Here is a 7903-nt window from a genome sequence, read left to right as displayed (position 1 = left end):
CGAGGCCGCCGCATGATACTGTGAAGCCCCAACTCTATGTAATTCTATGAATTTCCACATAGAGTAGAACCCTAACATAATGAATTATGAACAATTACAAAAAGAATTGGAGACTTAAACATGTAACTCTCTTAAAAAAAGAGTTTTATGACTGATTTTCAATGTTTTTCCATAGAGGTTTTAGACATTATTACAAGCTATGAGACCTGTATTAAGCTCTTTATGAAGATCTGTTGGGGTAAGGGCATACATTTATCCATATGTGGCTCAAGATGCAGAATGTTTCGATTATGCCTCTAAAAGAGTGTTTACAGGTTTTCTTTTTCGATTTAGAATCTTAAAAATAAAGGGCGGAATCGGACAAATCTACATCACTCACCATAAATTTAGATTCACCCTCATATTCAATTTTACGTTGGGAAATAGGAAATAGGAAAAAAGAAAAAAAGAAAAAAAGGAATCTTTGACCTCTCTTCTATGTTATTTACGACGAGTATGCAACTAGATATGTATCACCGTCATCGCATATTTCTTGAGGAGCTACATTGTACCCGTAGGTCCAACTCCATCCAGGATTTTTATCAATATCTGGTCCTCCCACTGCCTTATATGCTGCCCACGCAAGCTCGCTGCAGTAGTAGCAGCAGCCATTAACTTGTTTGCCTCCGATGTATGTGAGCCAGATGTAATCATATGGTAATCCCACTTTGGTCAAGGCCCAGTTCACAGCTTGTTGTTTTATGGAGCTTGAGGTTTTCACTCGATAAATGGCGGCGTCGTTAGCGTTGTGAATCATACTGATATCTACAACCCTTACACCGTTTTTCCAAGCCTCAATCATCTTACCATTGCCGATATACATCGCTATGTGTGAATAGTGTCCGGGCATTAACTTGTCTCCCACAATTACACCTGAAACTGCAATTATATCTCCCACCTGTAAGAGTGAAAGGTCTAAATTATTTCCGTCGCCTCCCCAAGTATCACCGACTAGCTTTGAGTCAATATTTCCCGCATTGTTTACTCCGCCATTTATGGCGGTCAGCGCTATGAGAGGTGCAAGACCACCGTTGCTCCCGTTAAAAGTGGTAGTTAGACCCATAGAAAGTAGCATTGATATTGCGAATAGTGAAATGCAGAAAATAGAAACAACCTTCCTTCTCATAATACACTTCTCCACACGTTTATTGAATATTTTTTGTTTCTTATGTTTATTTATATTTTTTGGTCGTGTTGAGCGGCACGATGTAATAGTTATGTTTTTTGCATGGGGGTATGTGTTTTTGTTTGTTGACTGCTTGTAGAGGAGGCGTTATTAAGCCTTCTTTTCCAAATCCAAACCCTATTATGGGAGTTAAGCAGGACTCTTTCACATACCCAAAATCAAAAATACATATCCCTTACTTTGTGCCATAAACGTGGGCGAATTTGTTCAATTGTGTTTTCCTCGTAATGTTCTAAATTGCGAAAGGAGCTTTATAAATTTCCATTTTTTAAAGATGACTGAACTATTCTACATCACCTAAACTTGGAAAAATACACGTTAGCGAAATTATAGTGCTTTTTGAGATTTTTCTGTTCTTTTTTTGGCTTTTTCGAAAAATAGACTACAGACAGCAGATTGAGCACCCAGTTCAAGATAAAAATTATTGAAAACACCCTAATTATCTGTATTTTCAGCAAGAGAGTAACATTACACCATTACTCTAATCTTTAGGTTCTAAATTGCACCATGGAATCTTTGTGTCCTTATGAACAAATAAGAAAAGTTAAGAGGACCACTTCTATGGCGATTACAGGTCTGATGATGTTTCTAAAATTTTTAAAGACCTTCCTCGAGGCGGCTTAATTAGTGGAATATTTATTTTCTTTTATACCTTCCCATTAGAACTGCTTCAGCTATTTTATTTTCTTCTACTTTCTTGTAGAAACTCTTTTTATCGTTAACCCCTTCTAGCTTTTCAACTTTCAAAGCGTAGAGTTTGAAGAAGTACCGATGTGTACCGCTGGGTGGGCAGGGACCGCCGTATTCCACTTTGCCGAAATCATTTTTCACTTGTCTAGCATTCCGTGGTAAGCTGTTGCGGGGAATATTATTTACCTTTGGAGGAATGTCGCACACCAGCCAGTGAACCCATAGGCCTACTGGGGCGTCTGGATCATCTACAATTAATGCGAAACTCTTGGTCTCTTTAGGGGCTTCACTCCATTCGAGTTGTGGCGAGATATCTGGACCATCACATGTAAACTGGGAGGGTATCATACCCTCATGCTCAAAATCCTTACTTTTTAACTTCATAATCCCAACTCCGATAATTTAATTATCATATTGTCTCTTTTACGTTAAAGAGTTTTCGGAAAATTTATTATCTTTTCTATCTTCAATTAGCTCCTATAAAGGAATTCCTTATTTTTTAGAAAATAAGAGCTGAATGAGACGTAAGAGGAAAAATAAAAAGTATGAGAGAGGGTTTAATACCTACTTTTTTCACATGGTTGCTTTGTTTATAATTTTCTATGACCGACTTTGTAGACTATTGCACCAATTATTGCTAGTATTCCGCCAATGAACGCGTTTTCTGGAGAACTATAGTTGAGCATCACCACGATTCCGAGAATGATGACCAGAATTAGAACTATATTCGATCTTCCTAAAAGTTTCTGGTAACCTAGAGCTATTGACAGTGAGAAAATGATAATGGAAGCAATAAAGCTTAGAAGTACAAACCAAAAGTCCACCACGTTAGGCATCAGAATATCAATAATATTTGTACTGGGAATGAGGTCAAAGACATTTATAACGATAGCCAAAAGACTGCCCAAAAACATCAACACTATGCCACCTCTCATTTGTTTCTGAGAGGATTTAAGTTCTTCTGATAACACATAAGGCAAGACGATATAGAACAGCGCTACTAGGACAATTATTGCGACAATGATCATTATGGTTGTCACCATTAAAAATCCCCAGAGAAAGCTAGACGAGGGCTGTATACTATACCATAAATATGCAAGCGCCACCGTGGGGCTGAAATTTGTGGAGAGGTAAATTAGTGTAACAATTGTTTCAAAGGATAGTTCTTTTGGTACTTGGGGTCCAATTAACCAGGTTATTAGCGCTCCACTAGCACTAAATATTAAGATTAGCAACACAACGATTAGAATAATTTTTTTCCTCGACTTTTTAACATCTTCTATAAAAAACATCTCTCGGATATTCTTTATTTCAACAATGTTTGAATACATAAATCTCTAATGTTCACTCAATAGTTATTTCAGGTTTTGAGTATCGAAGCTCCAAAAAGTGGATTTACTCATATTTAGGAGAAAACAATCTGGTATTACTAATTTATAAAATTTTTCTGAAAAGAAGATGGGAAAAAAATGGGTTAAAAAAATAGCCTACTTTGATTTCATTTTTTCCCGCTCTTTCATTTCTGCGACTACAATCGGAAGAACATAGTAAAATAAGAAGACTAGGACAACAATTGCTATAATCATTGCGAAAATTAAGCCCCAGATCCATTCAAACGAGGGCTGTATACTATACCATAGATATGCAAATGCTGCAAGAGGGCTAAATTCCGTCGAAAGATAATTCAACGTGACCAATAACTCAAAGCTTGGTTGGGGTACCTGAGGAGTAAAAAACCAAACCACAATCACTAAAGTAGGAATAGCTATCAAAAACGCTCCACACAACAGCAATATAATGCTTCTTCTACTTCTTATTAAATCCTCCATTAGACATCTCCTTCCTTATTTTTAATGTGAGTAACGATTTTTTATATTTTTAATTTATCGCTTCCACAAATTTTTCGAAAAAAGGATTTTTTCCATATTCAGAGTTTAAAAAAAGAGAAAGAAAAGTGGCTGATAGTGCAGCAATTGTTTCTATTTATGTCCACTAATCTATTACTGCCGCAACCACCATGTCGGAAAGTCGCTGATGGCGCATAATGCTATGTCCCTCCTCTAAGAGTCCCGCTGAGAGGAAGACGTAGGTGAGGTCTCGTACAGGATCAACCCAGAACACCGTCGAACCCGCACCGAGTCCTCCGAAAGTGCCAGGAGAAGTGGTTAGCCCTAAGGGAGTGGGAAATATGCCTTCACCCCGAATAAAGAAGCTGAGCCCCAGGTTAGCGGGGAAGACCGGCCACCCGTACATCTCCCGACAATAGTCCCAGAGATGATTTGGAAGATTGCCAGTGTGGATGGTGGTAGCATGCTTAACCGTGTCCGGGGAGAGAATCCTGAGCCCGTTAAAGGTTCCGCCCCGCCTAAGCATTTCTGAGAAGCGGAAAATGTCAAGGACGGTAGATACTGCTCCACCTGCAGGTAGCTCTGTTTCCTCGGTTGCCAAGAAGTTCAACGATTCTAAAAGTAACGGGTCAAAGAGTCCAGGTGTTTTGTCCCGCACCTTAACGGGGACGATGCGGCTTTTGAGCCTGTCTGGTAGTCCGAGAGCAGTATCTTTCATGCCTAAAGGCTCGAATACGTCCTCTTTGAGGATTTGTCGGAATGGGCGATTCTTTTCATCTAAGCGCTGAACTAACGCTCCCAAGATGGAGAATGCCGCGATGGCGTTGTAGGAAACCATCTTTCCGGGAAGGATTAATATGCGTTCATTACTCATGGCGGCGGTGACGGTTTCAATATTGCCCACCTGATCGATAGGAAGCCCAAAGGGGAGCTCAGTGTTTAGACCACTGGTATGAGTGAGTATATGGCCAACAGTGACCTTCTGCTTTCCCTTAATACTGAATTCGGGAATGATCTCACAGACAGGAGTGTTGAGGGTGAATTTCCCCTGCTCAATGTCCATGAGAACCCGGGTCGTAGTCAACTGCTTGGTGATAGACATGATAAAGAATACGTCGTCCACGTTTGCTTTGCGATTTTTCTCCAAGTCTGTTTTTCCAACCGCCTCATGCATAGCTATCTTTCCATGCCGAGCTACAATAAAGGCGGCTCCATCGTAAGTACCCTTCTCGGTATCCTTCTCTATGGCTCGCTTCACCCGATTGAGGCGCTCCGGGTCGAGGCCCACTTTTGAGGCAGCTACTATTTCGGCGGAGAAATCTTCTTTATTACCCATAACAGCCTTCCTAATTCAATTTATTAAAATCCTAACCCATAGAAAGGGTTGTGAAAAGCCTAGTTGGTAATTAACCTAATAAACTTTATGCTTAATCACTATTAAGTAACAGGTTACTATTAGATGCAGAAGTAGAAAATATGTTAAAAAATAATGGAATTTGCCTGGTAACCTAAATTTGAGAGGTGAGAATTTAGGGCGAAGATTTCTCAAGAATTTTTTCCAAAACTTTTGGAGTTAGCAGCAAAGGTGGATACCCCTAAATGGTTCTACAAGTCTTCAGGTTTTATTGACGAGGAACTTAAACGCCCCCTAATTGGTATTGTAAACACCTGGCAGGAAGCCACACTGGGACACATGCACCTTAGGCAGGTGGCGGACGCAGTTAAGGCAGGAGTTTACCTAGGTGGCGGTACTCCCCTAGAGTTTAATCTGATGGGACCCTGCACCGGGTATTCTGAGGCTACTCGGAATTATTGTTTTGACCTGCCGCAGAGAGACGCCATTGCGGATTCCATGGAGATTCAACTGGAAGTGCTAAGATGTAAGGGTATTGTTTGTATAGCGACTTGTGACAAGGAGATTCCCGGTGTTTGGTTGGGGGCAGCGAGAAAGGATCTGCCCACAATTATTATTACTGGGGGCCCGGCTCTGCCTGGAAAGTTTCGAGGTGAGGATATAACTTTTCCTACGGATTGTCTGGTGCCCTGTGCGCAAGAAGTTATTTCTGGGAAAATGTAGGAGGAGGAATTCTGGAGTATTACCAGTAGGATGGAGGAGGAATGGGTTTTAACCTGTGGTGCCTGTCCTGAGATGACTACATCAAACACGCTTCAAATGTTGTTAGAGGCTTTGGGGCTCTCTTTACCAGGAGCGAACACTGCTCCCGCGGTTAGTATGAACAAGATTAGATTCGCTAAAAAAACCGGTATCCAAATAGTGAGATTGGTGGAGAATGAATTCAATTTCTCAAAAATTGTGACCAAGAAATCGGTAGAGAACGCTATTAGAGTTCTTATGGCCATTTCGGGAGGGACTAATGGTGTCTTGCACCTTTTAGCACTGGCAAATGAACTCAAATTGGGCATTACACTTGACGATTTTGACCGCCTGGGTAGAGTCACGAAATATCTCTCACACTTGCGACCCAACGGGCCCTACACCGTGGTCGATTTTGACAACGCGGGAGGCGTGCCCGCACTAATGAAGGAATTGGAAAAAGACCTGAATCTAGATTGCATTACAGTTTCCGGAAAAACTGTTAGAGAAAATCTGGCCGAAGTGAAGGTTCTGAATCGAGAAGTGATTAGACCCCAAACAAATCCCATACTTGATGAAGGAGGAATAGCGGTACTCAGAGGAAACCTCGCCCCAAATGGTGCTGTAAGCCGGTTTACTGTAGTTAAGAGGGATATCCATGAGTTCGAGGGACCGGCAAAGGTTTTTGACACCGAGGAGGAAGCCATGTTGGCCATAGCGTCAGGAGCTATCAAGTCTGGCGATGCAGTTGTGGTTAGGTATCAGGGGCCTAGGGGAGCACCGGGTATGCCGGACAATCTGGTGGTAGTTTTCATGGTGAGCATAATGGGGTTGGAGAATGTTGCAGTGGTTAGTGATGGACGCTTCTCGGGAACAACCATAGGTGCGTTGTACGTTGGACATATTTCGCCAGAGGCATATTTGGGAGGACCTACCGCTGTTGTAGAGAACGATGATCTAATCAAAATTAGTATATCGAAGAGGAGAATCGATGTTGATCTCTCTGATAAGGAGATTAAAAAAAGATTGGCCGATTGGAAACCTCCAGAACCGAAAGTAAAAAAGGGAGTTCTTGTGAGTTGGTTAGAAACCGCTGAGCAGGCAGAAAAGGGTGCTGTGCTTAAACGCACTTTATAAAAAATTAATATTAGTAAAAAATAAAAATCTAGTATTTTATTATTATCTAGTAGAAATGTTAAAACTTGATTGTTCCGGTTTTGCGTCTTTGATTATACTTTGATTATATATTGATGATCGGCTTGCAGTTTTGAGTGGCTATGGTGTCAACACTTTTAACTCTTTAATTCGCTCGTAGTGTGCTATATTCCTTGTAAGTAAAGGCATCTTCTTTATCAGACACATGGAGGCATTGAAAAGGTCTCGAATTTCGATTGGTGCACCTTTGGCTCTTAATTCTGCTCCTTTTTCAGCTGCCTTTTTGGCACTTTCTCGAGTAAAGATCAGTACGTTTTGCTGGTCAAGTAGGTTTTCAACTTCGGTAATTCTCCTCTCGCGTTTTGATGAGAGGTTTGCTCCCAGTAAGAGTTCAAAAGCCGTTATGCTAGTTATGGAGGTTTCCGCTTTTTTTCTCCACTTGGTAAAGGCGGATCTTCCTGGCTCGCGTCCCCTTAAGTAATCTACTATCACATCAGTGTCTACGCATATGATCTTTACAGCTTCCACCTTTTCCATTGTTTACCCACATCCTCCATTATTTTGTCCATTTCCTCGTCCCATGCACCAGCTAAATCCTCGACGGGTATTATCCTCTTTAAAACCGCCACACCTTTACCTGACACTTCAATTGACACGTAGTCACCCTCTTTTATTTCAAGCTCCTTCCGAACGGTGCGGGGTATTGTTATCTGGTAGTTCCTAGTGACTTTTACCTTAGCCAAAAAGATTTCTCCTAAAAATTATATATCTAGTAAAAATAATAAATTCTAGTATAAAAATAGTTCCTAGTCCTAAATCTGTCCTTAAATTAGTCGATCAACCGTTGTCCGAAACTTACCCATTTAGGACACCGCCTAAATGGTGTTCGGT

At 40.9% G+C, this 7903-nt stretch carries 8 protein-coding genes and 1 pseudogene; 2 read left to right on the top strand and 7 right to left on the bottom strand.

Annotated features, from left to right (window positions below):
- Positions 1-484: 484 nt before the first annotated feature.
- From ACUVXA_RS12995 to ACUVXA_RS12975, 5 genes are all read right to left on the bottom strand, one after another.
- Positions 485-1165, bottom strand: a complete 681-nt coding sequence (locus ACUVXA_RS12995) for a YiiX/YebB-like N1pC/P60 family cysteine hydrolase (RefSeq protein WP_445871698.1) — start codon at positions 1163-1165, stop codon at positions 485-487.
- A gap of 696 nt (positions 1166-1861) precedes the next feature.
- On the bottom strand, positions 1862-2299 hold the full coding sequence (locus tag ACUVXA_RS12990) for a YbhB/YbcL family Raf kinase inhibitor-like protein (RefSeq protein WP_445871697.1): 438 nt from the start codon (positions 2297-2299) through the stop codon (positions 1862-1864).
- Positions 2300-2505: 206 nt separating this feature from the next.
- Positions 2506-3246, bottom strand: a complete 741-nt coding sequence (locus ACUVXA_RS12985; RefSeq protein ID WP_445871696.1) for a hypothetical protein — start codon at positions 3244-3246, stop codon at positions 2506-2508.
- A 156-nt stretch (positions 3247-3402) separates the two neighbouring features.
- On the bottom strand, positions 3403-3744 hold the full coding sequence (locus ACUVXA_RS12980) for a hypothetical protein (protein WP_445871695.1): 342 nt from the start codon (positions 3742-3744) through the stop codon (positions 3403-3405).
- A gap of 163 nt (positions 3745-3907) precedes the next feature.
- A complete protein-coding gene (locus ACUVXA_RS12975; protein ID WP_445871694.1) occupies positions 3908-5020 on the bottom strand; it encodes a serine hydrolase domain-containing protein in 1113 nt (370 codons plus the stop codon).
- A 327-nt stretch (positions 5021-5347) separates the two neighbouring features.
- Between ACUVXA_RS12975 and ACUVXA_RS12970 the strand changes: the two are divergent.
- Positions 5348-6358, top strand: a pseudogene (locus ACUVXA_RS12970) (dihydroxy-acid dehydratase domain-containing protein); the annotation flags it as partial.
- Positions 6359-6379: 21 nt separating this feature from the next.
- Positions 6380-6994, top strand: a complete 615-nt coding sequence (locus ACUVXA_RS12965; protein ID WP_445871699.1) for a hypothetical protein — start codon at positions 6380-6382, stop codon at positions 6992-6994.
- 138 nt (positions 6995-7132) lie between these two features.
- Here ACUVXA_RS12965 and ACUVXA_RS12960 read toward each other — a convergent pair whose 3' ends face one another.
- Complete coding sequence (locus tag ACUVXA_RS12960) at positions 7133-7549, bottom strand: type II toxin-antitoxin system VapC family toxin (RefSeq protein ID WP_445871693.1); 417 nt, start codon at positions 7547-7549, stop codon at positions 7133-7135.
- A complete protein-coding gene (locus ACUVXA_RS12955; RefSeq protein ID WP_445871692.1) occupies positions 7528-7755 on the bottom strand; it encodes an AbrB/MazE/SpoVT family DNA-binding domain-containing protein in 228 nt (75 codons plus the stop codon). Before ACUVXA_RS12955 ends, ACUVXA_RS12960 begins: the two co-directional genes overlap by 22 nt.
- Positions 7756-7903: the final 148 nt, after the last annotated feature.

It is taken from the genome of Candidatus Jordarchaeum sp. (assembly GCF_052745115.1).
The sequence above is the reverse complement of the archived record's forward strand: the minus strand, read 5'-3'. Positions and strand labels throughout refer to the sequence as shown.